Origin of the sequence: Pseudonocardia kujensis (assembly GCF_021283305.1) — a bacterium.
Taxonomy (GTDB): Bacteria; Actinomycetota; Actinomycetes; order Mycobacteriales; family Pseudonocardiaceae; genus Pseudonocardia; species Pseudonocardia kujensis.
Genome location: NZ_JAJSOK010000001.1, coordinates 286681 through 313300 on the forward strand (window position 1 = coordinate 286681; position 26620 = coordinate 313300).

The following is a 26620-nucleotide window of genomic DNA, read 5'->3' on the forward strand; positions in this document are numbered from 1 at the left end:
CAGAAACCGGTACCCGGGGAACGAACCGCAGCTGCGGTGTGTTTCGCCGGCAACCGGCCGCTGGAGCGGAGACGCCGATCGATGCGATCGACTTAGGGCACGCTAACCTGCAGGTCAGGGGCCTGCGGCAGGTCGCACGGCGCCGCCCGCGGGGCTAGTGTCGCGCCCGATGAGCATCTTGGGCACGCGCGTTGTCCGTACCGAGGACCCGGTGTTCCTCACACGGGGCGCGACATACACCGACGACCTGACCGACGAGCGGCTCACCGGGGCACTGCACGTGACCCTGGTCCGCTCCCCGTTGGCCCACGCCACGATCAACTCGATCGACGTCGAGGAGGCCCGCAACGCGCCCGGCGTCGTCGCGGTCTTCACCGGCGCCGACTGCGACATCGCGCCGGCCCTGCTGTTCCCCGCCGCGAACAAGCAGATGGTGCGGCCGTTCCTGGCGACCGACCGGGTGCGCTACGTCGGGGAGGCGGTCGCGGCCGTCCTCACCGAGGAGGCCTACCAGGGCGAGGACGCCGCCGACCTGGTCGACGTCGACTACGAGCCGCTCGACGCCGTGGTCGACATGAAGGAGGCCCTCAAGGACGAGGTCCTCCTGTTCCCCGAGGCGGGGACGAACAGCGTCACGGCGATGCACCTGAACAAGGACGAGCCGGGCGACGACTTCTTCGCCGACTGCGAGGTCGTCGTCAGCCGGGAGATCGTGAACCAGCGGGTCGCCGCGGCGCCGCTGGAGACGCGCGCGGCGTCCGCCTACTGGGGCGAGGACGGCCGCTGCACGATCTTCTGCTCCACGCAGAACGCGCAGAGCGCCCGCGACGAGGTCGCCGGCTGGCTGGGCATGGACGCCAAGGACCTGCGGCTGATCCTGCCGGACGTCGGCGGCGGCTTCGGCGCGAAGATCGGCGCCGACCCCGAGTTCGCGCTGGTCGCGTGGCTGTCGAAGAAGGTGGGCCGACCGGTCCGCTGGAACGAGAGCCGCTCGGAGAACATGACCGGGATGGTGCAGGGCCGCGGCCAGCTGCAGACCATCACCATCGGCGGCGACCGGGACGGCACCGTCAAGGCCTACCGGCTCGACGTCGTCGCCGACGCCGGCGCCTACCCGCGCCTCGGCGTCGCCCTGCCGATGTTCACGCGGATGATGGCGCCCGGCACCTACGACATCCCGAAGGTCTGGTCGACCGCGAAGGTGGTCGCGACCAACACGACGTCCACCGCCGCCTACCGCGGCGCGGGCCGCCCGGAGGCCACCCAGGCCATCGAGCGCGCCATGGACCTCTTCGCGGACGAGATCGGGATGGACCCGGCCGAGCTGCGCAAGAAGAACGTGATCAAGCCGGAGCAGTTCCCCTTCACCACGAAGGGCGGCGCCGAGTACGACACCGGCGAGTACGCGAAGGCGATCGACCTGGCCTGCAAGGCGGCGAACTACGAGGGCCTGCGGGCCGAGCAGGCGCGCCGCCGCGAGCGCGGGGACGCGCTGCAGCTCGGTATCGGCGTCTCGTCGTACGTCGAGATCACCGGCGGCGGCGCGTTCGTCGAGAACGCGACCGTCCAGGTGCACCCGGACGGCACCGTCACCGTGCTCACCGGCACCTCGCCGCACGGCCAGGGCCACGCGACGGCGTGGGCGATGCTGGCCAGCGAGGAGCTCGGCATCCCGGTCGAGAAGATCACCGTGAAGCACGGCGACACGGACCTGATCCCCACCGGCGCCGGCACCATGGGCTCGCGGAGCCTGCAGACCGGCGGCGTCGCGGTGCACAACGCCGCGGTCGAGCTGGTCGAGCTGGCCAAGCAGCGCGCCGCGGACGTGCTCGAGGCGAGCGTCGACGACCTGGAGCTGGACAAGGCCACCGGGTCGATCGTGGTCAAGGGCGCGCCGGGCGCGAAGAGCGTCTCGCTGGCCGACCTGGCCGGCACCGAGGAGCTCAAGGTCTTCCACGAGTGGGACGCCAAGAAGCCGACCTTCCCGTTCGGCGCGCACGTCGCCGTCGTCGAGGTCGACGTGGAGTCCGGCAAGGCCACGGTCGAGCGGATCTGGGCGGTCGACGACGCCGGCCCGATCCTCAACCCGCTGATCTTCGACGGCCAGCGGCACGGCGGCATCGCGCAGGGCATCGCGCAGGCGATGCTCGAGGAGGTCGTGTTCGACTCCGAGGGCCAGCCGCTCACGGCGACCTTCGCGGACTACGGCATCCCCTCGGCCGCGGAGCTGCCCAGCTTCGACCTGGTCACCATGGAGACCCCCACGACGATCAACTCCATGGGCTACAAGGGCGTCGGCGAGGCCGGGACCATCGGGTCCTGCCCCGCGGTGCACAACGCGGTGATCGACGCCGTGTCCCACCTCGGCGTCCGCCACATCGACATGCCCCTCACCCCGGTGCGGGTGTGGACCGCCATCCACGAGGCCCAGAAGGAGTCGGCCAAGTGAAGGTAGAGATCACCGTCAACGGTGAGCACACCAGCCACGACGTCGAGCCGCGCACGTTGCTCGCGCACTACCTGCGCGAGAACCTCGGGCTCAAGGCCACCAACATCGGCTGCGACACCACCTCGTGCGGCGCCTGCACCGTCCTCGTCGACGGCGAGGCCGTGAAGTCCTGCACGGTCCTCGCGGTCCAGGCCGACCAGCAGTCGGTCACCACGATGGAGGGCCTCGACGGCGCCGCGCAGGGCGAGCTGGGCCACCCGGTCACCAAGGCGTTCCGCCAGGAGCACGGCCTGCAGTGCGGGTTCTGCACCCCGGGCATGGTGATGGCCGCGGTCAGCCTCATCGAGGAGAACCCGGACCTCACGGAGAAGGACGTCCGGGAAGGGCTCGAGGGCAACCTTTGCCGCTGCACCGGCTACCACAACATCGTCCGTGCCGTGCTGGTCGCCGCGGGCAAGGACCCCGACGCCGCGCAGGCCGCCGAGGCCGTGTCCGACGAGCGCACCATGGCGCCGGGCTTCTCCACCGGGAAGGGTGACCAGTGATCCCCGTCGGCTTCGACTACCAGCGCCCGGAGTCCGTCGACGCGGCCCTGGCCCTGCTCGCCGAACACGGCGACGACGCCACGGTGCTGGCCGGCGGGCACTCGCTGCTCCCGGTCATGAAGCTGCGCCTGGCCGCCCCCGAGGTCGTCATCGACATCGGCCGGCTCGCCGAGCTCAACTACATCCGGGTCGACGGCGACGGTGCTGATTCCTACGTCGCCATCGGCGCGGGCACCCGGTACCGGGACATCGTGGTCTCCGACGTGCTGGCGAAGGAGTGCGCGCTGCTCCCGGCCGTCACCCGGACCGTCGGCGACCCGCAGGTCCGCCACCGCGGCACCCTGGGCGGCGCGCTCGCCCACGGCGACCCGGCCGGCGACCTGCCCGCCGCGATCCTCGCGCTCGAGGGCACGATCGTGCTCCGCAGCCCGCGGGGCGAGCGGAAGGTCCCGATCACCGAGTTCTACACCGGGGTGTTCTCCTCGGTGAAGGAGCCGGACGAGCTGATCGTCGAGATCCGGGTGCCCCGCACGGGCAGCACCGGGTGGGCCTACGAGAAGTTCACCCGGCGCAGCAACGACTGGGCGATCGTGGCCGTGGCCGTGGTGACCGCCCCGGACGGCGCGCGCCGGATCGGGCTGGTCAACATGGGCTCGACCCCGTTGCGGGCGAAGGCCACCGAGGCCGCGCTGGCCGAGGGCAAGAGCATCGAGGAGGCGGCCGCGCTGGCCGCGGAGGGCGCCGAGCCCCCGGCCGACAACGCCGGCACCCCGGAGTACCGCCGCCACCTGGTGACGGTGCTGACCCGACGGGCCCTGCAGACCGCGGCGGGCTGAGCCCCTTCCCGGTCCTCCCTCTCCGACGTCCCGGTTCCCGTCCGCGGGGGCCGGGACGTCGGCGTTCCGGGGCCCGGGGCCTTGGTCCGTTGTGCGCCGGACCCGCCACGAGGACCCTGTCCGTCGACCGGCGGCGCCGCCGGGGCGCCGCCCCGACCGGAAGGAGGTGGCCCGTGTACGCACGTTCCACCACCGTCCTGGCCCACCGGGAGAACATGGACCACGGCATCGCGCTGATCCGCGACGAGATCATGCCCGCGGTCCTCGACATGCCGGGGTGCATCGGCATGTCGATGCTGGCCGACCGCGAGTCCGGCCGCTGCATCGCGACGACCGCCTGGGACTCCCGGGAGGCGATGGAGGCCTCCGCGACGACCGTCCGCCCCATGCGTGACCGGGCGGCCGACGCCCTCGGCGGCACCGCGCAGGTCGACGAGTGGGAGATCGGGGTGCTGCACCGCGACCACCCTTCCGAGCCCGGTGCCTGTGTGCGGGTCACGTGGGTGCGGGTCGAGCCGTCGGCGATGGACCGGTCCGTCGAGGTCTACCGGACGATGCTGCTTCCGGAGATGGAGCAGATCGCCGGGTTCTGCAGCGCGAGCCTGCTGCTGGACCGGGACGAGGGCCTGAGCGTCTCGTCGGTGACCTACGACAGCCGCGAGGCGATGGGGGCCTCCCGCGACGCGGCCTCGCGGATCCGGGAGACCGCCATGCAGGAGATCGGCGGCGAGGTGCTCGAGGTCCGGGAGTTCGAGCTCGCCCTGGCCCACCTGCGGGTGCCCGAGCTCGTGTGACCGCCAGCCGTTCAGGACGCCGGCCGGACGAGGCCGGCGTCCTGAACGGCGGCCCGTCAGGTCCCGGGTGCCGGTACCGCGGTGACGGGCTCCCGAGGGAACCGCCCGGGGACGTGTGCCGTCAACGGTCGACGATCAACCACCCGCCGTGGTGCACGGACACCTCGTACCGCAGCCCGGTCGTTCCGCCGAGCTCGTGCAGGGCCGCCTCGTCGAAGGTCGTCACGTGCCCCCAGGTCTCGTTCGGCTCCTCCTCGAAGGGCACCGCGACGACGACCCGGCGCCGGGCCAGCCGGATCGCCTCGGCGAGCACGGACTTGCCCTCCTCGGCCGGCAGGTGCTCGAGCAGGTGGACGGCCAGCACGGTGTCGGCGTACCCGTCGGGCAGGGGGACGTCGCGGGCGTCGGCGACCAGGGTGTCGACGGCGAGCCCCAGCCGCGGGGCCATCCGCTCCAGCAACCCGACGGTGCCGGGGACGAGGTCGGTCGCGGTGACCTCGTGCCCGGCCAGCGCGAGCCGGAGCGCGAGGAACCCGAAGCACGAGCCGAGCTCCAGCACGCTCCCGGCGGCCAGCTCCTCGGCCCGCTCGTGGACCGGCTTGAGCTCGGCGTTGGTCCCGCCCGGCTCCGGGTCGCCGCGCAGGGCGTCGAGGGTGTTGCGGTAGAAGGCCAGCCAGGCGTCCTCGGGGTCCGGTGCCCCCGACGTGACGATCGCGACGAAGGCCTCCTCGAACCGCTCCGGCGGCAGCACCCCGGGCACGACGAGCGTGCGGTCCAGCCACCCGGCCAGGTCGTTGTCCAGCCGTGCGAGCCCGATCATGGCGGCTCCCTTCGTCGATCCCGACGCTAGGGAGCGGACGCCCGCCGCGGGGCCGATCCCGTCCGGCCCGGCACCGCGAACCGTCCGACCGGGCAGGGCGGGATGTGCCCGTCCGGCGGGCGCCTCAGGGGAAGCGTTCGATGTTCGCCTCGACCCAGCGGCGCAGGGCGTCGAGCGGGGCGTTGGCGTCCCGGCCCAGCTCGGTGAGCGCGTACTCGACGTGCAGCGGGACGGCCGGGTACACCGTGCGATCGACGAGCCCGTGCTCCTCGAGCCGGCGCAGGACCGCGGTGAGCACCTTGGGGCTGATCCCCTCCAGCCGGCGCTTCACCTCCCCGAACCGCAGCGGCCCGTCCACGAGCGCGCCGAGGGCGAGCGCGCTCCACTTGTCGGCGAGCAGGTCCAGTACGGAGCGGCAGGGGCAGTTCGCCAGGTAGACGTCGGGCGGCGCGTTCAGGGCGGGCACGAGCTGCATGGTATCCGAAGGGAACCAACTTCCCTTGCGGGTAACCGATACCTTTCGCATACCGTCGCGGCCATGAGCACACGCACCACCGCGATCGACGCCTCCACCTTCACGGAGATCGAGCACGAGGTCCCGGACCCCGGCCCGCACGACCTGCTCGTCGAGGTCCGGGCGGTGTCGGTGAACCCGGTCGACACCAAGGTCCGGGCCGGACTGGACGCCCCGCGCGTCCTCGGCTTCGACGCCGCCGGCGTGGTGCGGGCCGTCGGGTCGGCGGTCACGGCGTACGGCCCCGGCGACGAGGTGTACTACGCGGGGACGATCGACCGGCCCGGCAGCAACGCCGGGTACCAGCTGGTCGACGAGCACGTCGTGGGCCGCAAACCGCGCACGCTGGACTGGGCGCAGGCGGCCGCGCTGCCGCTGACCACGATCACCGCCTGGGAGACCCTGTTCGACGCCCTGCGGCTCGGTCCCGCCGACACGGGCCGCCTGCTCGTCGTCTCGGCGGCCGGCGGGGTCGGCGCGATGGTGACCCAGCTGGCCAAGACGCTGACCGGTGTCGAGGTGATCGGCACGGCGTCCCGCGAGGAGTCGGCGGACTTCGCGCGCACCATGGGTGCGGACCACCTCGCCGACCACCACGCGCTGGTGGAGTCGGTGCGGAAAGTGGTCCCCGACGTCCGGTACGTCTTCTCGCCGGTGTCGGGGAAGAACATCGAGGCCTACGCCGAGCTGCTCACCCCGCGCGGCGAGATCGTGGCGATCGACGAGCCGCCGGGCATGGACCTGCTCCCGCTGAAGTCGAAGAGCATCACCTGGCACTGGGAGCTGATGTTCACCCGGCCGCTCTTCCAGAAGACGGACGCGAGTCAGCGGGAACTGCTGAACCGCGTGGCCGAGCTGGTCGATGAGGGCCGGATCCGCACCACCCTCACCCGCACCTTCGAGGGTCTGACCGGCGAGAACCTCCGTGAGGCGCACGAGCAGCTGGAGTCCGGCCGCACCATCGGGAAGGTGGCCCTCACCCTCTGAAGCAGGAGGGAGCCATAACGCTTCTGGGAGCGTCTCGTGGGCGCATTATGGAACCATAATGCGCTCGGAGGCGTCTCGTGGGCGCGTTATGGAACCATAGTGCGCTCGAAACCGGCTCCTGGGCGCATTATGGAACCATAATGCGCTCGAAACCGGCTCCTGGGCGCGTTATGGAACCATAATGCGCATCCGGTGGTGACCTGTGCGCATCATGGTTCCACGGTGCGGGCGTTCAGCGGCCGATCAGTTCGCCCGCCATCTCGTTCGTCGTCTGCTCGAGTCCCGTGAGGTCGCGGACGACCCGGACCCGGTCGCAGTACTCGGCGTAGTCCGGGAGGTCGCAGCGGCCCAGGCCCCACGAGTAGCGGGGTTCGGGCGTCAGCCAGATGGTCTCCCTGGCGCGCCGGGTGATCTCGACGAACGCCTCCATGTTGGGGTCGTTGCCGTTGCCCCGCCCGTCGCCGAGGATCAGCACCGTCGACCGCCGGGTCACGGCCGAGCCGTGCTCCTCGAGGAAGCGGCCGAAAGCCAGCCCGTAGTTCGAGTTGGCGTCGACGTCGACCACGTCACCGCCGAAGACCAGCCCCAGCGCATGCTCCACGGGGTGGTCGGCGAACAGGTCGGTGACCTCGGCGATCTCGTCGACGAACGCGAACGAGCGCACCTGCCCGAACAGGTCCTGCAGGCCGTGGACCAGGTGCAACGTGAACCGGGCGGTGGCCCGCACGGACAGCGACACGTCGGCCAGGACGACGAGCCGGGGCTTGTCCTCCTGCCGGCGCACCGTGACCGGGGTGAACGGAACCCCGTCGAAGCGCATGTTCTTGCGCATCGTGCGGGCCGAGTCGATCCGGCCCTGCGGGGAGACCCGGCGGCGGTGCGTCAGTGCCCCGTGCAGCGTTTTCGCGAGCCGGCGCAGCGAGTCCTCCAGCTGCATCCGCTCGGTCTCCGACGCCCGGTCGACCTCGGCCACCCGGCCGTCGCCCTCGCCGCCGTCGATGATCCGCTGCTCGATCTCCAGCAGCTTCTCCAGGTGCGCCTTGATGGCCTCCGGGAGGTTCTGCAGGACACCGGCGAGCCGCCGGCGCAGCGCCGCCGCGTCGTCCTCGGTCCCCTCGGAGCCCGCGACGTCCTCCTCCGCGGCGGTCAGCCAGCCGAGCAGGGCCTCCTGCTCGGCGACGGAGAGGTCGGCGTCGACCTTGGTGCCGGTGGCCGTCGAGATGTCGCCGGGTAGCCCCGCGCCGGAGAGCCGGTCGGTCTCGATCTGGACCCGGTTGCCTTCCGACAGCGGCTGCCCCTGGTTGTCCTTCGAGAAGACGATCTCCTCGGTCATCGCCGCCAGGTCGATCTTGTTGGCCTCCTGGTGCAGGTTGTACTGCTGCGCCAGGTCCTCCGGGTCGAAGTAGTCCCGGATGTCGACGGGCTTGCCGTGCTCGTGGCCCTGCTGCGGCGTCTCCGAGGGGTCCTCGGAGAAGGTGAAGTCGTCGAGCGTGCCCTCGTCGGAGAGGTCGCCGTGGCCGTGCCCGTGGCCGTGCCCGGTCTCCGCCTCACCCACCTTGACCAGGGCGAAGAAGAGATCGAAGACCTCGTCGAAGGTCGCCTCGTCCCGCCGGTCCTTCACCAGCGCGACGCGCAGCGCCTCCTTGAGGACCGCCTTGTCGGCCAGCACGCCCGGCTGCGACGCGCACCGCATGGCGTCGACGGCCTCGGAGACCGAGATCCGCACGCCGCGGATGCGCAGCAGCCGGACGAACCGGTGGATGGTGGCCTCCATCTAGAGCGCCCGCTTGCGTCCGAGGCCGAAGGAACGCGAACCCTGGCCCGACGTGACCGACCGCGGCTTGGCCGGGGCGTCCTTCTCGGTGCCCTTGGCGTAGTTCGGGGTGCCGTACACGCCCTCGCCGTGCCGGCCGGCGGTGTCGCGGTCGGCGCGGACCTGCCGGCCGTCCACGTCGCCGTCGCCGTCGTCGTGCGAATGGCCGTGCCCGTGCCCGTGGCCGTGCCCGTGCCCGTGGCCGTGCCCGTGCTCCTCGACGACGGCGTTCGGGTCGACGAGGCGGGGCAGCGCCTCGAGCGCCTTGGTCACGTCCTTGTCGTACTTGACGACGACGGAGACGGTGTCGGAGAGGATCTGCGAGTCGAGCTCGTCGACGCCGAGGACCGCCAGCGTGCGGGCCCAGTCGATCGTCTCGGAGATGCTCGGTGCCTTCCGCAGCTCCAGCTCGCGCAGCCCGCGCACGACGTTGACCAGCTCCTCGGCGAGCGAGTCGGCAAGGCCGGTCTTCTTCGAGCGCACGATCTCCAGCTCGCGCTCGGCGGAGGGGTAGTCGAGGAAGAGATGCAGGCAGCGGCGCTTGAGCGCGGCGGCGAGGTCGCGGGTGTTGTTCGAGGTCAGCAGCACGTAGGGGCGCTGCTTCGCGGTGAACGTCCCGACCTCGGGGATCGAGATCTGGAACTCGCCGAGGGTCTCCAGCAGCACGGCCTCCAGCGCTTCATCAGCCCTGTCGACCTCGTCGATCAGCAGCACGACGGGCTGCTCGGAGCGGATCGCCTCGAGCAGCGGGCGCGGGGCGAGGAAGCGCTCGGAGAAGAACACGCTCTCGTTCTCGCCGATCCGCTCGACGGCGGTGCCCAGGTCCGGGGCGTCCTCGACGACCTGCCCGATCTTCTCGCGCAGGATCTGCGTGTACATGAGCTGCTTGCCGTAGTCCCACTCGTACAGGGCCTTGGTCTCGTCCTGGCCCTCGTAGCACTGCAGGCGCAGCAGCCGGCGGCCGGTCGCCGCGGCGAGCATCTTGGCCAGCTCGGTCTTGCCGACGCCGGCGGGTCCCTCGAGCAGCAGCGGCTTGTCCAGCCGGGTGAGCAGGAAGACCGTCGTGGCGAGCCGGGTGTCGGCGATGTAGCCCTGGTCGTGGAGCGCGGCCACGACCTCGTCCACGGACTCGAACGGCGGGTCGGGATCGGTCTGCGGGCCGTCGGAGAGGCCGTCGGACAGGCTGGTCAAGGCCGGAACTCCTTCCGCGCGGCTCGCCGGCGAGCCGCGGTGGTGCGCACGTGAGGGCGGCGCCCAGGCGGGCGGGCCCGCCACGGATCCAGTGTGCGCCGGATTCGCGTGGCGGGCCCGTCGGATTCCTGAGCTGTCGGGAGCGGCGACCGCCGCAGCGGCGGTCGCCACCCGGGGGTCAGCTGAGCAGGTCGTCCAGGTCGCCGTTGATGCAGTGGTCGACGACCGGGCGGACGGTCTCGAAGGTGCACTCCTTGGGGTTGCCGGGGGTGCACGCGTCGCCGAGGACGTGGTTGGTGATCCGGTCGACGTCGGCGGCGTCGCCCTTGATCTCCTTGGCGTTCTCGTAGTACTTCGTCGGGCCCTGGCCGAGCCGGTTCTTGGAGTAGGTGTCGGCCTTGACGTCGATGAAGCGCTCCGGGATGCCCACGTCGCGCAGCAGCCGGATCGCGGCGGCCAGCGCGGCCTCGGCCGCCTGCACCTTGGTCATGCCGTGGGTGTCGATGCCCATGGCCTCCGCGATGTCCGCGAAGCGCTCGTAGGCGACCGGCATGTTGAACGCCCACACGCGCGGCAGCGCGATCGCGTTGTTCAGGCCGTGGTGGGTGTCGTAGAACGCCGACACCGCGTGCGAGATCGAGTGGATGATCCCCAGACCGCCGGAGTTGAACGCCTGCGCGGCGATGTACTGCGCGTACATCATGCCCTCGCGGCCGGCCAGGTCCTGGCCGTTCCACACCGCGGCGCGCAGACTCTGCGCGGTCAGCTTGATCGCGTGCAGCGCGTTGCCCAGCGACGGCTGGAAGTTCAGCCGGGACACGTACGGCTCGGAGGCGTGCGCGAGCACGTCGAAGCCACACTGCGCGGTGTAGTCGATCGGGCAGTCGTAGTAGAGCACCGGGTCGTCGATCGCCAGGCTGGTCACCGAGGCGTCGTCGAACGCGACGTACTTGTGCGGGTTGTCGGGGTCCGTCGTGGTGTCCGTGATGACGTACGCCCACGAGGTCTCCGAGCCGGTGCCGGCCGTGGTGGAGACCGCGATGTGCGGCGGGTTCTGCGGGTTCTCGGACTTGTTGAAGCCCTCGAACTCGTTGACGTTGCGGCCGTCGTGGGCCACGGAGATGCGCGCGCCTTTGCAGGCGTCGTGCGAGGAGCCGCCGCCGATCGAGACGAACGAGTCGCAGTTGTTCTGCTGGTACAGGCCCACAGCGTCCATGACGTTGTAGTCCTTGGGGTTCGACTCGACCTTGTCGTACACGACGACCTCGAGGCCGTGGTACTTCATCGACTCGACGATCTTGTGGACGATGTTCGTGCCGCGGAGGCCGGACGTCATCACGAGCGTCTTCTTGAAGCCGAGCTTCAGGGCCTCCGGCCCGATCATCTCGTGCGCACCCGGGCCGAGAAGAGCCTTGGGGAACGGGTGGAACTCCTTGAGCGGGAACGGCTTGAGCAGTTCGTCGACCTGCATGGCAGCCCTTTCTGGTGCAGGTGATGTCGGTCGACCCGGACGCTAGGGCGGGCGTGACGGCGGGCACAGGGGGCCGCGGGGGAAACCGTCAAGAGGTGGGGGCGGAAACCGTCGGGTCGGAGGGGTGGGCGGCGCAGTGACCCCGGACGGCCTGACGGGGGAGCGCGCGCGACCGGCCCTCGGGGCGGCGTGGCGTCACGGCTCGCGACCGGCCGACCACGCGTCGTCGAGCACCCGGAAGCCGTGCCGCGAGTACCAGTCCCGGGGCGCGCCGTAGGCCTGCGCGTGCAGGGCCAGCAGGTCGCAGCCGGCCCGGCGCGCGGCCGCCAGGGCCGCGTCGAGCAGGGCGTTCCCGTGTCCGTGGCCCCGGTGCGCGGCGTCGGTCTCCACCGCCTCGAGCACCGCCGTGGCGCCGTCGAGGTAGAGCGCGGCCGCGGCGACGACCTCGTCCCCCTCGCGCACGGCCAGCACGCGGAGATCGGTCCCGCGGTCCTCGACGAGGTACCGGTCCGGCAACCGGAGCCGGCGGGGGTCGTCGGGAGCCAGGTCGGACCGCCAGGCCCGGCCCCAGAGCTCCCGCACGGCGCCGAAGCTCGGCCCCGCGTCCGTCTCCCCGTCGAGGGGCACCTCCTCCGCGGCCGACGCCGGGACCGCGCCGTCGGTCCCGCGGGCCATGACGACGTCGTGCTGCACCCACCAGCCGGACCGGCCGAGCTCCCGGGCGACCGGGCCGGGGTCGGTCCCCCGGATCGTCACGCAGCGGTGGTCGCGTCCCGCCGCGCCCAGCACCCGGTCGGCCTCGGCGGCGATCTCCTGTGCCGGGGTGCCGTCGTCGACCAGGAGCCGGTTCAGCGCGGGCGCCCAGGGGACGTCGTCCTGCAGCACGGCGACCCCGCCGGCGGCGGGCTCCTCCGCGCTCGCCACCCGGCGCGGCAGGGAGTCGGCGAAGGCCCGCAACCGCCCGGCGTGGTCGGTGCGGGCGGGCGGCTCGGGTGGCGCGGCGAACCTGCCGTCGGGCCCGGGGCGGTAGGCCGAGACGGCGACGACGGCCGAGACCGGCACGGGACCGTAGGCGTGCGGGAAGCGCAGGGCCGCGGGATCGCCGGGCACGCCCGGCTCGTAGCGGATCTCGCAGCCGACCGTCGCCGCGTCGACGGCGAGCAGCAGCAGGTCCCTGCGCCCGGAGAAGAGGCGGTCGGCCGGGAGGGCGACCTGGTCGGCCGTGGAGAGGTGGACGAAGCCGACCTCCGCGAGCGACGGCGGCGTCACGGCGCCCGTCCGGAGAGCTGTACGCCACTCGGCGGGGGTGGTCAGGTGCAGCAGGGTCGCGGGCGCGGGCACCGGGTCAGGATGCCCGCCACCTGGGCGTCCGTCCTCCCCGGGCGGGGCCGGTGCAGATCGTCGCGGCCCTGGCGCCGCCTCTCCGAACGGAGGGGGACCCTACGGGCCCCTTGCTTCCGGCACCCGGTGCCAATATCGTCCGACCTGCCGGCCGGCACGTCCGACACCGATGTCCACCAGGTCGCACCAGGAGGTACCCCATGGCCCCGATCGAGAAGTCCGAGCAGGTCGAGGACGCCCCCGTCGTCGAGGAGACCCTCGTCGAGGAGGTCTCCATCGACGGCATGTGCGGTGTCTACTAAGAGCGCCGAGAGCGCTGGTGCCGCCGGGGTCGGCGACAGCTCCGTCTTCGACCCCGGCGCCCCCTACCGGTGCAGCCCGCACGTGTCCCTGCGGCCCGAGCCGTTCGGGGCGCTGGTGTACCACTTCGGCACCCGCAAGCTCTCCTTCCTGAAGACCCTCCCGCTCGTGGAGGTCGTCAAGGGGCTCGAGGACCACCCGGACGTCCACTCGGCCATCGCGGCCGCGGGCGTCGAGGAGACCCAGCGCCCCGCCTACCTGAAGGCCCTGGCCGGTCTGGCCGCCTCGGGGACGATCGAAGCCCGCCAGTAACCACCACACCGGAGTGCCCCCGATGAAGCTGGTCGATCACTTCCAGTACGGCCTCAACTCGCCGATCTGCCTGACGTGGGAGCTCACCTACGCCTGCAACCTCTCGTGCGCCCACTGCCTGTCCTCGTCCGGCCGCCGCGACCCGCGTGAGCTGTCGACCGCCGAGGCCAAGGCCGTGATCGACGAGCTGCAGCGGATGCAGGTCTTCTACATCAACATCGGCGGCGGCGAGCCCACGGTCCGACCGGACTTCTGGGAGCTGCTCGACTACTCCATCGCGCACAACGTCGGGGTCAAGTTCTCCACGAACGGCCTGAAGATCGACAAGGAGCGGGCCGCCCAGCTGGCGGCGACCGACTACGTCGACATCCAGATCTCGCTCGACGGCGCGACCCCCGAGGTCAACGACTACGTCCGCGGCCCCGGCTCGTACGACATGGCGATCAGGGCGCTGGAGAACCTGGCCGAGGCCGGGTTCGCGCAGCCGAAGATCTCGGTCGTCATGACCCGGCAGAACGTCGACCAGCTCGACGAGTTCAAGGCCATCGCGGACAAGTACGGCGCGCAGCTGCGGATCACCCGGCTGCGCCCGTCCGGCCGCGGCGCCGACGTGTGGGACGAGCTGCACCCGCTGCCCGGCCAGCAGAAGCAGATGTACGACTGGCTCGTCGACCGCGGCGACCAGGTCCTCACCGGGGACTCCTTCTTCCACCTCTCGGCGTTCGGCGAGGCGCTGCCGGGCCTGAACCTGTGCGGTGCGGGGCGCGTCGTCTGCCTGATCGACCCGGTCGGCGACGTCTACGCCTGCCCGTTCGCGATCCACGAGAACTTCCTCGCGGGCAACGTCCGGTCCCCCGGTGGCTTCCAGAAGGTGTGGGAGTCCTCGGAGCTGTTCACCGAGCTGCGCCGGCCGCAGACCGGCGGGGCCTGCCAGAGCTGCATGCACTACGACGCCTGCCAGGGCGGGTGCATGGCGGCCAAGTTCTTCACCGGCCTCCCGCTCGACGGCCCGGACCCCGAGTGCGTGCGCGGGTTCGGCGAGCAGGCCCTCGCGGCCCGCGGCGAGGACCACGTGATCCCGAAGTCCGAGGTCGACCACTCGCGGACGAAGCTCGGCAAGAAGTCGCCGGTCCTGCTGCAGCTCTCGATGGGCCGTCCGGACCGCGCCTGCGAGACCAGCCCCCTCGCGGGCATGGGCGCGTCGGAGACCGACTCGGGCCTGCGGCTCCCGGTCGCCGGCTCGTAACCCTCTAGACCGCCGGCGCCGGACCCGGGGACGACGGGTCCGGCGCCGCGCGACCCACCTTCCGATGCTCACCTCGCCGCTGCAACTCCGCGGCCGATCGGCGCCGTCGCGGGTCCTCTTCGGCCCGCACGTCACCAACCTCGGTCGCGGGCGCGCCCTGTCCGAGCGGCACGTGGCCTACTACGCCGAGCGGGCTGCGGGCGGGTGCGGGGTGATCGTCACCGAGACGGCGTCGGTCCACGAGTCGGACCACCCGTACGAGCGGGCGCCGCTGGCCGCGTCCTGCGGCCCCGGTTGGCGCGCGATCCGGTCGGAGTGCGGGCCGGCCCTGGTGCTCGCCGGGCTCGGGCACGCCGGGGCACAGGGCACCCCCGCCTTCACCGGGCGGGCGCTCTGGGGCGCCTCCGGGGTGTCGGACGTCGTGTCCCGCGAGGTCCCGCAGGTCATGGAACGGACGGAGATCGACGCGCTGGTCGCGGGCTTCGCCGCGGCCGCCGCGGCAGCGGTGGTCGCGGGGCTCGACGGGGTCGAGATCCAGGCGGGGCAGCACTCCCTGCTCCGGCAGTTCCTGTCCGGGCTGACCAACCACCGCCCCGACGCCTACGGGGAGGACCGCTCCCTGCTCCTCCGCGAGGTCGTCGGGGCGGTGCGTGCCGCGCTCGGCCCGGACCACGTCCTGGGCCTGCGCCTCTGCTGCGACGAGCTCGCCCCCTGGGCGGGCATCACCCCGGACTCCGCACCGGCCGCGCTGACGGCACCGCTGCCGGCCTCCCCCGCGAGTCGGGAGTTCCGGCACCGCGAGTCGGGAGTTCCGGCCGCGCGAGTCGCGAGTTCCCTCCCCGCGAGTCGGCGGCTCCGGGACACCGAGTCGGCAGTTCCGGGAGAGCGGGCGAGCATCGCGCAGCTCGTCGACTACCTCGTGCCGGTGCGGGGATCGGGCCTCACCGTCTCCGCGACCCGCCCCGACCTGCACACCCCGCCCGGCTTCAACCTTCCCCTCGCCCGCGGCGTCCTCGGGCTCGGCGTGCCGGTCGTGCTGCAGGGCAGCGTGGTGGACCCGGCGATGGCGGAGGCGGCGCTCGAGGAGGGGGTCGCGCTCGTCGAGATGACGCGGGCACAGATCGCCGACCCCCGGCTCGTCGCGCACGTCCGGGCCGGGACGCCCGAGCGCATCCGTCCCTGCACCCTCGCCAACCAGCACCGCGCGCGCGACCCGCGGAACCCCCTGGTCAGCGACGAGGCGGAGCCGCGGTCGGGGCACGAGACCCTCGACCCGCCGCTCCCGCTCACGCCGGGCGGGGCGCGGGGCGACCTGCTCGTCGTCGGCGGTGGCCCGGCCGGGTTGGAGGCCGCCCGGACGGCGGCGCTGCACGGCCACCGGGTGCGGCTGGTGGAGCGGGCGCCACGGCTCGGCGGTGCGTTGCGGTTCGCCGCGGCCGTCCACGGACGGGCGCGCTTCGGCCTGCTCGTGGAGTGGTGGGAGCGCGAGCTCGACCGGCTCGGTGTGGACGTGGCCCTCGGGGTCGAGGCGGATCCCGCGGACCTGAGCGGGGACGTCGTGCTCGCGACCGGGTCCGTGCCGTCGCCGCCCGCCTTCGTCGCCGGACCCGACGTCGTCGTGCTCCCGGCGGGCGAGTTCGAGGCCGCCGTGCACGCCGCGGCCGGACCCCGTCGACCGTCCGACCCGCCCGGACCCGATGCGACGTCCGCCGTGCTGCCTGCCGGAGCACACGTGGTCGTGCACGACCCGATCGGCGACTGGACGGGTGTGGGGGTCGCCGAGCAGGTCGCGGCGGCGGGGGTGCCGTGCGTGCTCGTCACACCCGACGCCGTCGCCGGCACCCAGCTCTCCCGCACCGGGGACCTCGCCGACGCCAACGCCCGCCTCGAGCGGGCCGGCGTCGTGCGAGAGCTCTTCGCCCGCCTGCGGTCCGTCGGGAGTGGGACGGCGCTGCTCACGGACGTCGACCACGGTGCGGCCCGGGAGGTGCCCTGCACCGTGGTGATCGACTGCGCCCACCGGCTGCCCGACGACGGCCTGTGGCGCGGGCACCCCGGCCTCCTGCGGGGGGAGCCGGAAGCTCCCGACTCGCGCTCCCGGAGCTCCCGACTCGCGCTGCCGGAAGTCCCGACTCGCGGGGGTAGGGAGTGCGACTCGCGGGAGCCGGCAGCGCGACCCGCGGGCGTTCAGGGTGCGGGGCGCGGGAGCCCGGCGCGCGACTCGCGGGATCGGGAGGCGCGGCTGGTGGTGGCGGGGGACTGCGTGGCGCCCCGGACCGTGCACGAGGCGGTGCGGGAGGGGAGGCGGGCGGTGCACGGTCTCGGCAGCTCGCCGGCGGCGGTCCCGGCCGGCCGCCCCTCCGCCGACCCTGCGCGCCCACCGGGGTCGTGATGCTGCACGAAGCGCTGCGGGCCGGACGACTGACCCTGCGCAACCGCCTCGTCTTCACCGCCCACCTCACCGGCTACGCGACGGACGGCCTGCCCACCCGGGAGCACGCCGCCTACTACGCCGCCCGGGCCGCGGGCGGGGCCGGGATGGTGATCACCGAGGAGCACTCGGTCCATCCGCACGACCGCCCCTACGAGAAGCTCATCCGCGGCCACGACCCCGCGGTGCTCCCGGGCTACCGCGCGCTCACCGACGCCGTGCACGCGCACGGCGCGGTCGTCCTCGCCCAGCTCAACCACAACGGGCCGCAGTCCTCCGGGATGTACTCCCGCGAGCCCGTCCGCGGGCCCTCCGCCGTCCCCGACCCGATGTTCCGCGAGGTCCCGGTCGCGATGACGGAGGCGGACCTCGACGACGTCGTGGCCGGGTACGCGCGCACCGCGCGGCACTGCGTCGAGGGCGGGTTCGACGGCGTCGAGCTGCAGTGCTCGCACGCCTCCCTGGTCCGCTGCTTCCTCTCCCCCGCGACCAACCACCGCGACGACGTGTACGGCGGCACCCTGGAGAACCGGGCCCGGCTGCTGCTCCGGATCGTCGCCGCGGTCCGGCGGGAGCTGGGGGGCCGGGTCCTCGGCGTGCGGATCGGCGGCGAGGAGGGCATCGAGGGCGGGATCGGGCTCGACGCGGGGGTCGCCCTGGCCCGCCTGCTCGAGCGGACCGGCGAGGTCGACCACCTCAACACCTCGATCGGCGTGGCCACGGCGTCGCTGCACCTCATCGAGGCCTCGATGCACACGCCGGCCGACTACGCGACCTTCATCCCCTCGGCGATCAGGGCGGCGGTGCGGCTCCCGGTCGTCGCGGTCGGACGCTTCACCGAGCCCGCGGTCGCGGAGCGGGCGTTGGTCGAGGGGCACTGCGACCTGGTCGGCGTCGCGCGGGGACAGATCGCCTCCCCGGACTTCGCGGCGCCGGCCGGGCCGACCCGGGTCTGCGTGGGGTGCAACCAGGACTGTGTCGGCCGGGTCGGGATGAACCGTCCACTGCGCTGCGCGGTGAACCCGCGGGCCGGGCGGGAGGCCGTCCCGCTGCCGGCGCCCGGCGTGCCGCGGCGGGTGGTCGTCGTGGGGGGCGGCCCGGCGGGGCTGCGGGCCGCCGCGACGGCCGCCGCCCGCGGACACCGGGTGACCCTCTACGAGCGCGACCGGCCGGGCGGGCAGCTCGCCCTCGCCGCCCTGGCGCCCGGGCGGGGCGAGCTCGCCCACGTCGTCCGGGACCTCCTCGGCGAGTGCGAGCGGGCCGGGGTCGAGATCGTGCACGGCGAGCCCGGGGACCTCGGGAGCGCCGACGCCGTCGTCCTGGCCACGGGAGCCCGACCGGCCCGCCGGCCCGGCACGGTCGACGTCCGGGACGTGCTCGCCGGCACCGCCGCGCCCACCGGCGCCGTGCTCGTCGTCGACGAGCTGGGTTTCCACCACGCCACCTCCGTGGCCGAGCTGCTGGCCGCCCGCGGCTGCACCGTGGAGATCGTGACCCCGGGGATGGTGGTCGGCCAGGACCTCGGCCTGACGCTCGACCGGGAGGGCTTCCGCCGCCGGGCGCACGCGGCCGGCATCCGGCTCACCACGGCCCGGCTCGTGACGGCCGTCGAACCGGGCCGGGCGACCCTGGTGCACCATCCCACGGGCAGGAGCGAGACGAGGGAGGTCGACGCCGTGGTCTGTGCGGTCCCCGCCGAGCCCGACGACGCCCTGTGGTCCACACTGCGTCACCGTGCCGGGGTCCACCGGATCGGTGACTGCCTGGCCCCGCGGCGGATGGACGCCGCGCTCCGCGACGGCGAGCGGCTGGCGGTGAGCCTGTGAAACCTGAGAGTGGTGTCCACCTGTGGATCCACACTGTGGACAACCTCGTTCGCGCAGGTCGACGGTGAGGGCGGACGAGCTCACGTGGACGGTCCTCGCCGACGGTCCACCCCGGAGCATGGTCGTGCCGGTCGGGTCGGTCGAGCAGCACGGGCCCCATCTGCCGTTGACGACGGACGTGCGCGTGGCGGAGCGGGTGGCCGCCCGGATGGAGCAGCGCGATCCCGCTCTGGTGCTCGCCCCCGCCGTCGCGTACGGCGCCGCGGGGGAGCACGAGGGGTTCCCGGGCACGGTCTCGATCGGCCACGAGGCCCTGCGCGCGGTGCTGGTCGAGCTCGGCCGCTCGGCCTGCCGGTGGGCGGCCCGGCTGGTGTTCGTCAACGGCCACGGCGGCAACGTCGCCACCCTGGTCGAGGCCGTCCGGCTGCTCCGCTACGAGGGCCGCGACGCCGCCTGGGTGCCCTGCGTGGCGCCGGGCGTCCGCGGCGACGCACACGCCGGCCGCACCGAGACCTCCCTGATGCTCGCCCTCGGAGGTCGGGTCGGCGACGAGCGCGAAACCGGCGCGACCGCCCCGCTGCGCGAGCTGCTGCCGGAGATGCGGGAGAAGGGCGTGGCCGGGGTCAGCCCCAACGGCATCCTCGGTGACCCGCGCGGCGCCTCCGCCGAGGAGGGCGAGGCCCTGCTCGCCGCGATGACCGACGCGCTCACCGCCGCCGTCGCACGATGGGAGCCGGACGAGGGAACGGGCCGGCTGGCGTTCGGGAGCTGACCCGTTCGCGCTGGTGAAGGTCCCCGCGGTTGCGCGCGCCGCCGAAGGGATGCCGGTCGTGTCGGCCTCACCGCGCGGTGGTCGCCACCAGCAGCGGCACCAGCTGCTCCGCCGCGGTCAGCGAGCCGTGCTGGCCGGGCAGGCCGGCGAGGACCGGCTCGGCGACCGTCCGCACCACCCCGGCCGACCCGCGCAGCGCGACGACGAGATCCCCGATCCGGTCGGCGACGTGCGGCCCGAGCGGACCGAACCAGTCCGCGGCCACCGCCACGTCCCGCGTGACGACCCAGGCGTCGTCCGCGAGGGTCTCCCGCCAGGCGGCCTGCACCTCGTCGAGCGCGCCCTCCTCGACGTAGACGTGCCGGGCCCGCGGGTCACCGCCGAGCAGCCGGACGCCGAGCCGCAGCGGGGCGAGCTCGTCGGCGTCGTAGCGGCGGGTCACCTGGACCATGCCGTGGTCACCGGTGACCACGAGCAGCGCGTCGCGCGGCAGCCGGTCGGCGACCGTCTCCACGAGCCGGTCGATCTGCCGCAGCTGGTAGCGCCACGCCACCGACCCCGGACCGTGCACGTGGCCGAGGGTGTCGAGGTCGGCGTGGTAGCCGTAGCAGAGCCGGCGGCCCGGGCCGGCGAGCGCGTCCGCGACCTCGGCGGCGAGGTCGCCGAGCGCCAGCACCCCGCGGTAGTGCCCGCCGCGCAGCGCCGCCCGGGTCAGGCCGGAGCCGCGGAAGGCCCGCGGCCCCACCGCGGTCACCCGCACCCCGTCGGCCGCGGCCCGTTCGAGCGCGGTGGGCGCGGGCTGGATCTGCTCCGGCGGCAGGGACTCGCGCAGGTCGGCGGGCTCGGGTTCGCCGTAGGTGGTCCATTTCAGCGAGTCGAGAAGCGCGTCGCCGCAGGCCCGGAAGCTGATCCCGACCACGCCGTGCCCGCCAGGCGGCAGCCCGGTGCCGAGCGAGGTGATGCTGATGGAGGTGCTCGACGGGAAGCCGACGGTCAGCGGCTCGCCCGCGAGCGAGGTCAGGAACGGCGCGTCGTCGGCGTGGTCCCGGAGCAGCTCGGCGCCCAGCCCGTCGACGAGCAGGACCGCGGCTGCGCGCACCGGCGGCAGCGGGATCGCGGGTGCCGGACCGGCCACGCCCAGCGCGGCGAGGACGGCGGGGAACACCTCGGCCAGCGAGCGCTCGCCGTACCGCGGGAGCAGCTGATCAGCGGTGGACACGGCGTGAGCGTCCCACGTCACGGGGCGGTCCCGGGAGCACGCCCGCGTGTTTGGATTCCCGGGTGGGTGCGACGAGGCCGGGACCGTTGCCGGACGGGATGCGGGTGGTGCTGGACCGGCGGGTGCGCCGGCTGGCCGGGCGCGACGGCGGGTCGGCGCTGCTCGGCGGGGCGCCGCCCAAGCTCGTCCACCTGACCGCGCGGGCGCAGGCCGTCCTCGGTGCGGGCGACTCGGTGACCGTCGCGGACCCGACCTCCCGGGCCCTGGCCCGCACGCTGCTCGACTCCGGTCTCGCCCACCCGGCCCACCCGATCCCCGGCGGGCCGAGGCGCGGCGAGGTCACGGTCGTCGTCCCGGTGAAGGACCGCCCGCTCGACCGGCTGCTCGCCACCCTGCCCGCGGACCTCGGCGGCCTGGTCGTGGTCGACGACGGCGGGGCGGACCCCGAGGGACTCGCCGCCACGGTCGAGGCCGCCGGCGGCCGCGTGATCCGGCACGAGACCCCGCGCGGACCGGCCGCCGCCCGCAATGCCGGGCTGGCCGCCGCCACCACGCCGCTGGTGATGTTCCTGGACTCCGACGTCGTGCCGCAGCCGGGCTGGCTCGACCCGCTGCTGGAGCACCTCGCCGACCCGGCCGTGGCGCTCGTGGCCCCGCGGATCGTGGCACTGCATCCGGTCGGTCCCGATGGTCGGCTCCGCAGGCTCCGGCTCCGGAGCGCGATCGGCCGGTACGAGGCCGTCCGGTCCAGCCTGGACCTGGGCCCCGATCCGGCGCTCATCGTGCCGCGCAGCCGGGTCGCCTACGTGCCGAGCGCGGCGATGCTGGTCCGGCGCGACGCCGTCGGTGCGGGGTTCGACGAGGACATGCACGTGGCCGAGGACGTCGACCTCGTGCTGCGGCTGCACGCCGCGGGCAGGCGCCTGCGCTACGAGCCCGCCGCCCGCGTCGCGCACGACCACCGGACGACACCGGGCGCGTGGTGGCTGCGCAAGGCCTACTACGGCACGGGCGCCGCCCCGCTCGCCCGCCGGCACCGGGGTGCGGTCCCGCCGATGGTGCTCAGCCCGTGGACGGCGGCGGCGTGTGCGGCGCTGCTGGCGCAGCGCCGGTGGTCGGTGCCGGTGGCGGCGGTGGTCACCGGCGTGGCGGCGGAACGGTTGTCCCGCAAGCTCTCCCGGCTCGAACGGCCGCGGGTGTCGGCGGCCCGGCTGGCCGGGCTCGGGCTCTCCGGCGCCGCCCTGCAGGTCGCGAACGCGCTGCTGCGCCACCACTGGCCCGTCACCGCGGCCCTGGTGCCCTTCTCCCGGCGCCTGCGGCGGGCGGTGCTGCTCGCCGCGGTCGCCGAGGGGCTGGGGGACTGGTGGACGCACCGGCACCACGACCCGGCCGTTCGACCGGACCCCGTGACCCACCTGGTCGCCCACCGCCTGGACGACCTGGCGTACGGCGCGGGGCTCTGGTGGGGCGCCGGGAAGGCCCGCGACACGGCCGCGCTCCGCCCCGTCGCACCCGGTCGGAAGTGACCCGACCCCCCGAGTGGACTGGTCCGGACGGGTGATTGGCCCTGCCCGGACGCACCGCGTCTGCGGGTCGTAGGGTCGCAACGATCCGCGGCTGCGGATCTCTCTCGGACGAGCGCGTCCGCCCTGGTGGGAGGGGACTTTGGGCGCCTTGCACCGCCTGATGATCGGGAGTGTGATGTGCTCGCCGCCACAGATGTGTGCGCGGCGCGAGAGCACACCGGCCACCGGTGGCTCTCCCGGAGGACGCGACCACCACCGCGGTTGGGAGAGAGACTCATGGCAGAGGTCCGGGTCACCGTCGACGGCGTGAACTACGCCGACGAGGTCGAGCCCCGCATGTTGCTGGTCCAGTACCTCAGGGAACGGCTCGGGAAGACGGGCACGTTGATCGGCTGTGACACGAGCAACTGCGGTGCCTGCACCGTCCACCTGAACGGGCAGAGCGTGAAGAGCTGTTCGGTACTGGCGGTCCAGGCGGACGGCGGGGAGGTGCTGACCATCGAGGGCCTGGCCCGCGACGGCCAGCTGCACCCGGTCCAGGCCGCCTTCAACGAGTGCCACGGCCTGCAGTGCGGCTACTGCACGCCCGGCATGATCATGGCCGCCGTCGACCTGCTCGGGGACAACCCCGACCCCGACGAGGGCGAGGTGCGCGAGGGCATCGAGGGCAACCTCTGCCGCTGCACCGGCTACCAGAACATCGTGCGGTCCGTGCAGCGCGCGGCCCAGATGATGAAGCCCGGCGCGTCCGCCCCGACCGAGACGCCCGCACCCGTCGCAGGAGACTGAGAGATGACCGCGACCGCCGACACCACCGCACTCGAGTTCGGCAAGGCCCGCGTCCGCAAGGAGGACGCCCGCCTGATCACCGGCCGGACCCGCTACACCGACGCGATCACCCCGCCTGGGACCCTGCACGTCGCCGTCGTCCGCTCCCCGCTGGCGCACGCGCGGATCACGGGCATCGACACCGCCGAGGCCAAGCGCGCCCCGGGCGTGCACGGCGTCTACACCGTCTCGGACCTGGGTGCCGACGAGGTCGGCATGCCGTGCGCCTGGCCGATCACCCCCGACCAGAAGGCGCCGCAGCGCCCCGTCCTCGCCAAGGACACCGTCCACTTCGCCGGTGAGGGCGTGGCGGTCGTCGTCGCGCGCAGCGCCGCCGAGGCCAAGGACGCCGCGGACCTCGTCGAGGTCGACTACGACCCGCTCGACCCGGTCCTCGACATGGAGGCCGCGCTCGCCGAGGGCGCCACCCTGGTGCACCCGGACCTGGGCACCAACGAGTCCGCCACCTGGGTCTTCGACTCCGGCGAGGCCGGCACCGGCGGCAGCGTCGCCGACGCGATCGCCGCCGCCGAGGCCGACCCGGACCAGGTCGTCGTCCGGCGCCGGTTCCGCCAGCAGCGCCTGGTCCCGGCGTTCATGGAGCCGCGCTCCTGCGTGGTCGACCCGACCGGCGAGCAGATCGTCATCTGGTCGGCGACCCAGGTCCCGCACATCCTCCGCACCATGACCACGGTCACGCTCGGCATCCCCGAGTCGAAGCTGCGGGTCATCGCCCCCGACGTGGGCGGTGGCTTCGGCGGCAAGATCGGCGTGCTGCCCGAGGAGATGATGACGGTCCTGCTGGCCCGGAAGCTGGGTCGGCCGGTCAAGTGGACCGAGACCCGCTCGGAGTGCATGCTCACCGCCCACCACGGGCGGGACCAGATCCAGGACCTCACGATCACCGCCAAGAAGGACGGCACGATCACGGGCCTGGACGTCAGGCTGCTCGCCGACATGGGCGCCTACCTGGGCCTGGTCGGCCCGGGCGTGCCGGTGCTGGGCGCGTTCATGTTCAACGCGATCTACAAGATCCCGGCCTACCGCTTCCAGACCACCAACGTCTTCACCACGAAGACGCTGACCGACGCCTACCGCGGCGCCGGCCGTCCGGAGGCCACGTTCGGCGTCGAGCGCATCATCGACGAGCTCGCCGTCGAGCTCGGCCGCGAGCCGCTGGAGCTGCGCGAGCAGAACTGGATCAAGCACGAGGAGTTCCCGTTCACCACGGTGTGCGGGCTGACCTACGACTCGGGCAACTACGAGCAGGCCACCGCCCGGGCCAAGGAGCTCTTCGACTACGACGCCCTGCGCCGCGAGCAGGCCGAGCGCCGCGAGCGCGGCGACAAGGTCCAGCTGGGCATCGGCATCTCGACCTTCACCGAGATGTGCGGGCTCGCCCCGTCGCGCGTGCTCGGCTCGCTGGCCTACGGTGCCGGCGGCTGGGAGGCCGCGAGCATCCGCATGCTGGCCACCGGCAAGGTCGAGGTCATCACCGGCGCCTCCGCGCACGGGCAGGGCCACGAGACGGCCTTCAGCCAGATCGTCGCGGACAAGCTGGGCGTGCCGTTCGAGGACGTCGAGATCCTGCACGGCGACACCGCGTCGTCGCCCAAGGGCCTCGACACCTACGGCTCGCGGTCGCTGGTCGTCGGCGGCATCGCCATCACGATGGCCGCGGACAAGGTCATCGAGAAGGCCAAGAAGATCGCCGCGCACCTCCTCGAGGCCGACGAGGCCGACATCGAGTTCAGCGCCGGGCAGTTCACCGTCCGCGGCACGGACAAGGGCAAGGCCATCCAGGAGATCGCGTTCGCCGCGTTCATGGCGCACGACTACCCGGAGGGCATGGAGCCGTCACTGGACTCCGACGCCGTGTACGACCCGGAGAACTTCTCCTTCCCGCACGGGACCCACCTCGCGGCCATGGAGGTCGACACCGAGACGGGCCGGGTGAACCTGCGCCACTACGTCTGCGTCGACGACATCGGCAACGTCGTCAACCCGCTGATCGCCGAGGGCCAGGTCCACGGCGGCCTCGCCCAGGGCATCGCGCAGGCGCTGTTCGAGGAGGCCAACTACGACGACCAGGGCACCCTGGTCAACGGCACCTTCGTCGACTACACGCTGCCGTCGGCGGCCGACCTGCCGAGCTTCACCACGGAGATCGTCAGCACCCCGGCCACGTCGAACCCGCTCGGGGTGAAGGGCGTGGGCGAGGCGGGCACCATCGCCTCCACCCCGGCGATCGTCAACGGCGTGCTCGACGCGGTCCGTCACCTCGGGGTCGCCGACATCCAGATGCCGACGACCTCGCAGCGCGTGTGGCGCGCCATCCAGGAGGCGCAGGGGCGCTCCACCCAGGAGACGCCCATCGACACCCACTCGCCGGGCGCCGGCCTCGGTTCCATCGACCCCAACAACCCGCAGGGAGAGGTCCAGTGATCCCCGCCAAGTTCGACTACGTCCGGCCGTCGTCGGTCGAGGAGGCCGTCAGCGCGCTCCAGCAGGGCGGGGACGACGCCAAGATCCTGGCCGGTGGGCAGAGCCTGCTGCCGGTCCTGCGGCTGCGGCTGGCCGCGCCGTCGGTCGTCATCGACCTGGGCGGCATCCCGGAGCTGCGGCAGATCAGCGAGGACGGGGACCGGATCGCCATCGGCGCCATGGCCCCGCACCACGACGTGCTGCGCGACGACCTGGTCAAGCAGCACGTCTCGCTGCTGTCGCAGGCCACCGCGACGGTGGCGGACCCGCAGGTCCGGCACCGCGGCACCCTCGGCGGCGCGTTGGCGCACGCCGACCCGGCCGGTGACCTGGGCGCCGTCGCACTGGCGCTCGACGCCGAGTTCGTGATCGCCGGGTCCTCCGGGACCCGCACGGTCCCGGCGGCCGAGTTCTTCGTCGACTACTTCACCACCGCGATCGGCGAGGGCGAGATCCTCACCCAGGTGCGGTTCCCGAAGTACACCGGCTGGAGCACGCACTACGAGAAGTTCAACCGCACCGCCCAGGCCTGGTCGATGGTGGCCGTCGCCGCCGCGCTGCGGGTGGAGGGCGGCTCGATCGCCGAGGCCCGCATCGGGCTGACGAACATGGGCACCACGCCGATCCGGGCCACCGGCGTCGAGCAGGCGCTCGTCGGCCAGCCCGCGACCGCGGACTCGGTGCGGGCCGCGGCCGAGCACGCGACGGAGGGCACTGCCGCTCCGAGTGACGCCGATGCCGCGGCCGACTACCGTGAGCACCTGGCCAAGGTGCTCACCGGCCGAGCGGTGCTGGCGGCCGCCGGCTGAGCACGGCCCGCGGAGCGAGCAGTGTCTCCGTGGGCAAGAGCGAGACGGCTGGACGCCTGCCCGGGCACCCGGGCAGGCGTCCCGCCGTTTCTCCTACCAGGAGCCC

22 protein-coding genes are annotated in these 26620 nt (G+C 73.4%); 15 read left to right on the forward strand and 7 right to left on the reverse strand.

What is annotated here, in order from left to right; genetic code table 11:
- Positions 1-169: 169 nt before the first annotated feature.
- From LWC35_RS01400 to LWC35_RS01415, 4 genes are all read left to right on the forward strand, one after another.
- Positions 170-2449: a xanthine dehydrogenase family protein molybdopterin-binding subunit gene (locus tag LWC35_RS01400; RefSeq protein ID WP_232867994.1), complete on the forward strand. Its 2280-nt coding sequence runs from the start codon at positions 170-172 to the stop codon at positions 2447-2449.
- A complete protein-coding gene (locus LWC35_RS01405) occupies positions 2446-2994 on the forward strand; it encodes a (2Fe-2S)-binding protein (protein WP_232867995.1) in 549 nt (182 codons plus the stop codon). The genes LWC35_RS01400 and LWC35_RS01405 overlap by 4 nt, the downstream gene beginning before the upstream one ends.
- Entirely contained in the window at positions 2991-3830 is an 840-nt protein-coding gene (locus LWC35_RS01410; RefSeq protein ID WP_232867996.1) for an FAD binding domain-containing protein, read from the forward strand. Before LWC35_RS01405 ends, LWC35_RS01410 begins: the two co-directional genes overlap by 4 nt.
- 173 nt (positions 3831-4003) lie before the next feature.
- Positions 4004-4624: an antibiotic biosynthesis monooxygenase gene (locus tag LWC35_RS01415; RefSeq protein ID WP_232867997.1), complete on the forward strand. Its 621-nt coding sequence runs from the start codon at positions 4004-4006 to the stop codon at positions 4622-4624.
- 121 nt (positions 4625-4745) lie between these two features.
- Here the strand turns inward: LWC35_RS01415 and mftM are convergent, their stop codons facing one another.
- Positions 4746-5444, reverse strand: a complete 699-nt coding sequence (gene mftM / locus LWC35_RS01420; protein WP_232867998.1) for a mycofactocin oligosaccharide methyltransferase MftM — start codon at positions 5442-5444, stop codon at positions 4746-4748.
- A gap of 124 nt (positions 5445-5568) precedes the next feature.
- Positions 5569-5910 (reverse strand): winged helix-turn-helix transcriptional regulator, encoded by a 342-nt coding sequence (locus tag LWC35_RS01425; protein ID WP_232867999.1) that lies wholly within the window; start codon positions 5908-5910, stop codon positions 5569-5571.
- A 72-nt stretch (positions 5911-5982) separates the two neighbouring features.
- Here LWC35_RS01425 and LWC35_RS01430 point away from each other — a divergent pair, with 72 nt between their 5' ends.
- Positions 5983-6945 (forward strand): zinc-binding alcohol dehydrogenase family protein, encoded by a 963-nt coding sequence (locus LWC35_RS01430; RefSeq protein WP_232868000.1) that lies wholly within the window; start codon positions 5983-5985, stop codon positions 6943-6945.
- A 232-nt stretch (positions 6946-7177) separates the two neighbouring features.
- Here LWC35_RS01430 and LWC35_RS01435 read toward each other — a convergent pair whose 3' ends face one another.
- The 4 genes from LWC35_RS01435 to LWC35_RS01450 all read right to left on the reverse strand — a co-directional run bounded on the left by LWC35_RS01435 (position 7178) and on the right by LWC35_RS01450 (position 12761).
- A complete protein-coding gene (locus tag LWC35_RS01435) occupies positions 7178-8719 on the reverse strand; it encodes a VWA domain-containing protein (protein WP_232868001.1) in 1542 nt (513 codons plus the stop codon).
- Positions 8720-9949, reverse strand: a complete 1230-nt coding sequence (locus LWC35_RS01440; RefSeq protein WP_232868002.1) for an AAA family ATPase — start codon at positions 9947-9949, stop codon at positions 8720-8722. It abuts the gene before it with no gap.
- A gap of 178 nt (positions 9950-10127) precedes the next feature.
- On the reverse strand, positions 10128-11420 hold the full coding sequence (gene mdo / locus LWC35_RS01445) for an NDMA-dependent methanol dehydrogenase (protein ID WP_037048752.1): 1293 nt from the start codon (positions 11418-11420) through the stop codon (positions 10128-10130).
- Positions 11421-11615: 195 nt separating this feature from the next.
- Positions 11616-12761: a GNAT family N-acetyltransferase gene (locus LWC35_RS01450; protein WP_232868003.1), complete on the reverse strand. Its 1146-nt coding sequence runs from the start codon at positions 12759-12761 to the stop codon at positions 11616-11618.
- A 200-nt stretch (positions 12762-12961) separates the two neighbouring features.
- On the opposite strand from LWC35_RS01450, the gene mftA reads away from it, so the two are divergent.
- The 6 genes from mftA (at position 12962) to mftE (ending at position 19648) form a co-directional block, all read left to right on the forward strand.
- Positions 12962-13063: a mycofactocin precursor MftA gene (gene mftA / locus LWC35_RS01455; RefSeq protein WP_232868004.1), complete on the forward strand. Its 102-nt coding sequence runs from the start codon at positions 12962-12964 to the stop codon at positions 13061-13063.
- The gene (gene mftB, locus LWC35_RS01460) at positions 13053-13373 is read left to right on the forward strand and encodes a mycofactocin biosynthesis chaperone MftB (RefSeq protein WP_232868005.1); all 321 of its coding nucleotides are present in this window, start codon (positions 13053-13055) and stop codon (positions 13371-13373) included. The genes mftA and mftB overlap by 11 nt, the downstream gene beginning before the upstream one ends.
- 22 nt (positions 13374-13395) lie before the next feature.
- Positions 13396-14619 carry a mycofactocin radical SAM maturase gene (mftC, locus tag LWC35_RS01465; protein ID WP_232868006.1) on the forward strand — a complete coding sequence of 408 codons (1224 nt, stop codon included), beginning with the start codon at positions 13396-13398 and terminating at the stop codon, positions 14617-14619.
- 64 nt (positions 14620-14683) lie between these two features.
- Positions 14684-17011 (forward strand): oxidoreductase, encoded by a 2328-nt coding sequence (locus LWC35_RS01470; protein ID WP_232868007.1) that lies wholly within the window; start codon positions 14684-14686, stop codon positions 17009-17011.
- Positions 17011-18876, forward strand: coding sequence for a mycofactocin system FadH/OYE family oxidoreductase 2 (locus LWC35_RS01475; RefSeq protein ID WP_232868008.1), 1866 nt, complete (start codon positions 17011-17013; stop codon positions 18874-18876). The genes LWC35_RS01470 and LWC35_RS01475 overlap by 1 nt, the downstream gene beginning before the upstream one ends.
- Before the next feature lie 64 nt (positions 18877-18940).
- A complete protein-coding gene (gene mftE / locus LWC35_RS01480; RefSeq protein ID WP_232868009.1) occupies positions 18941-19648 on the forward strand; it encodes a mycofactocin biosynthesis peptidyl-dipeptidase MftE in 708 nt (235 codons plus the stop codon).
- Positions 19649-19715: 67 nt separating this feature from the next.
- On the opposite strand, the gene LWC35_RS01485 is transcribed toward mftE, so the two are convergent.
- Positions 19716-20867: an alkaline phosphatase family protein gene (locus tag LWC35_RS01485; RefSeq protein ID WP_232868010.1), complete on the reverse strand. Its 1152-nt coding sequence runs from the start codon at positions 20865-20867 to the stop codon at positions 19716-19718.
- Positions 20868-20929: 62 nt separating this feature from the next.
- On the opposite strand from LWC35_RS01485, the gene mftF reads away from it, so the two are divergent.
- From mftF to LWC35_RS01505, 4 genes are all read left to right on the forward strand, one after another.
- Positions 20930-22393, forward strand: a complete 1464-nt coding sequence (gene mftF / locus LWC35_RS01490; protein ID WP_232868011.1) for a mycofactocin biosynthesis glycosyltransferase MftF — start codon at positions 20930-20932, stop codon at positions 22391-22393.
- Positions 22394-22669: 276 nt separating this feature from the next.
- Positions 22670-23182, forward strand: a complete 513-nt coding sequence (locus LWC35_RS01495) for a (2Fe-2S)-binding protein (RefSeq protein ID WP_232868012.1) — start codon at positions 22670-22672, stop codon at positions 23180-23182.
- A 3-nt stretch (positions 23183-23185) separates the two neighbouring features.
- Positions 23186-25666 (forward strand): xanthine dehydrogenase family protein molybdopterin-binding subunit, encoded by a 2481-nt coding sequence (locus LWC35_RS01500; RefSeq protein WP_232868013.1) that lies wholly within the window; start codon positions 23186-23188, stop codon positions 25664-25666.
- Positions 25663-26514, forward strand: a complete 852-nt coding sequence (locus tag LWC35_RS01505; RefSeq protein ID WP_232868014.1) for an FAD binding domain-containing protein — start codon at positions 25663-25665, stop codon at positions 26512-26514. The genes LWC35_RS01500 and LWC35_RS01505 overlap by 4 nt, the downstream gene beginning before the upstream one ends.
- The last annotated feature ends 106 nt before the right edge of the window (positions 26515-26620 follow it).

Coding starts and splice junctions, on each gene's coding strand:
- LWC35_RS01470 (WP_232868007.1), top strand. CDS start 14,684: ATGCTCACCTCGCCGCTGCAACTCCGCGGCCGATCGGCGCCGTCGCGG.
- LWC35_RS01400 (WP_232867994.1), top strand. CDS start 170: ATGAGCATCTTGGGCACGCGCGTTGTCCGTACCGAGGACCCGGTGTTC.
- mdo (WP_037048752.1), bottom strand. CDS start 11,420: ATGCAGGTCGACGAACTGCTCAAGCCGTTCCCGCTCAAGGAGTTCCAC.
- LWC35_RS01495 (WP_232868012.1), top strand. CDS start 22,670: ATGGCAGAGGTCCGGGTCACCGTCGACGGCGTGAACTACGCCGACGAG.
- mftM (WP_232867998.1), bottom strand. CDS start 5,444: ATGATCGGGCTCGCACGGCTGGACAACGACCTGGCCGGGTGGCTGGAC.
- LWC35_RS01435 (WP_232868001.1), bottom strand. CDS start 8,719: ATGGAGGCCACCATCCACCGGTTCGTCCGGCTGCTGCGCATCCGCGGC.
- mftA (WP_232868004.1), top strand. CDS start 12,962: ATGGCCCCGATCGAGAAGTCCGAGCAGGTCGAGGACGCCCCCGTCGTC.
- LWC35_RS01475 (WP_232868008.1), top strand. CDS start 17,011: ATGCTGCACGAAGCGCTGCGGGCCGGACGACTGACCCTGCGCAACCGC.
- LWC35_RS01430 (WP_232868000.1), top strand. CDS start 5,983: ATGAGCACACGCACCACCGCGATCGACGCCTCCACCTTCACGGAGATC.
- mftC (WP_232868006.1), top strand. CDS start 13,396: ATGAAGCTGGTCGATCACTTCCAGTACGGCCTCAACTCGCCGATCTGC.
- LWC35_RS01500 (WP_232868013.1), top strand. CDS start 23,186: ATGACCGCGACCGCCGACACCACCGCACTCGAGTTCGGCAAGGCCCGC.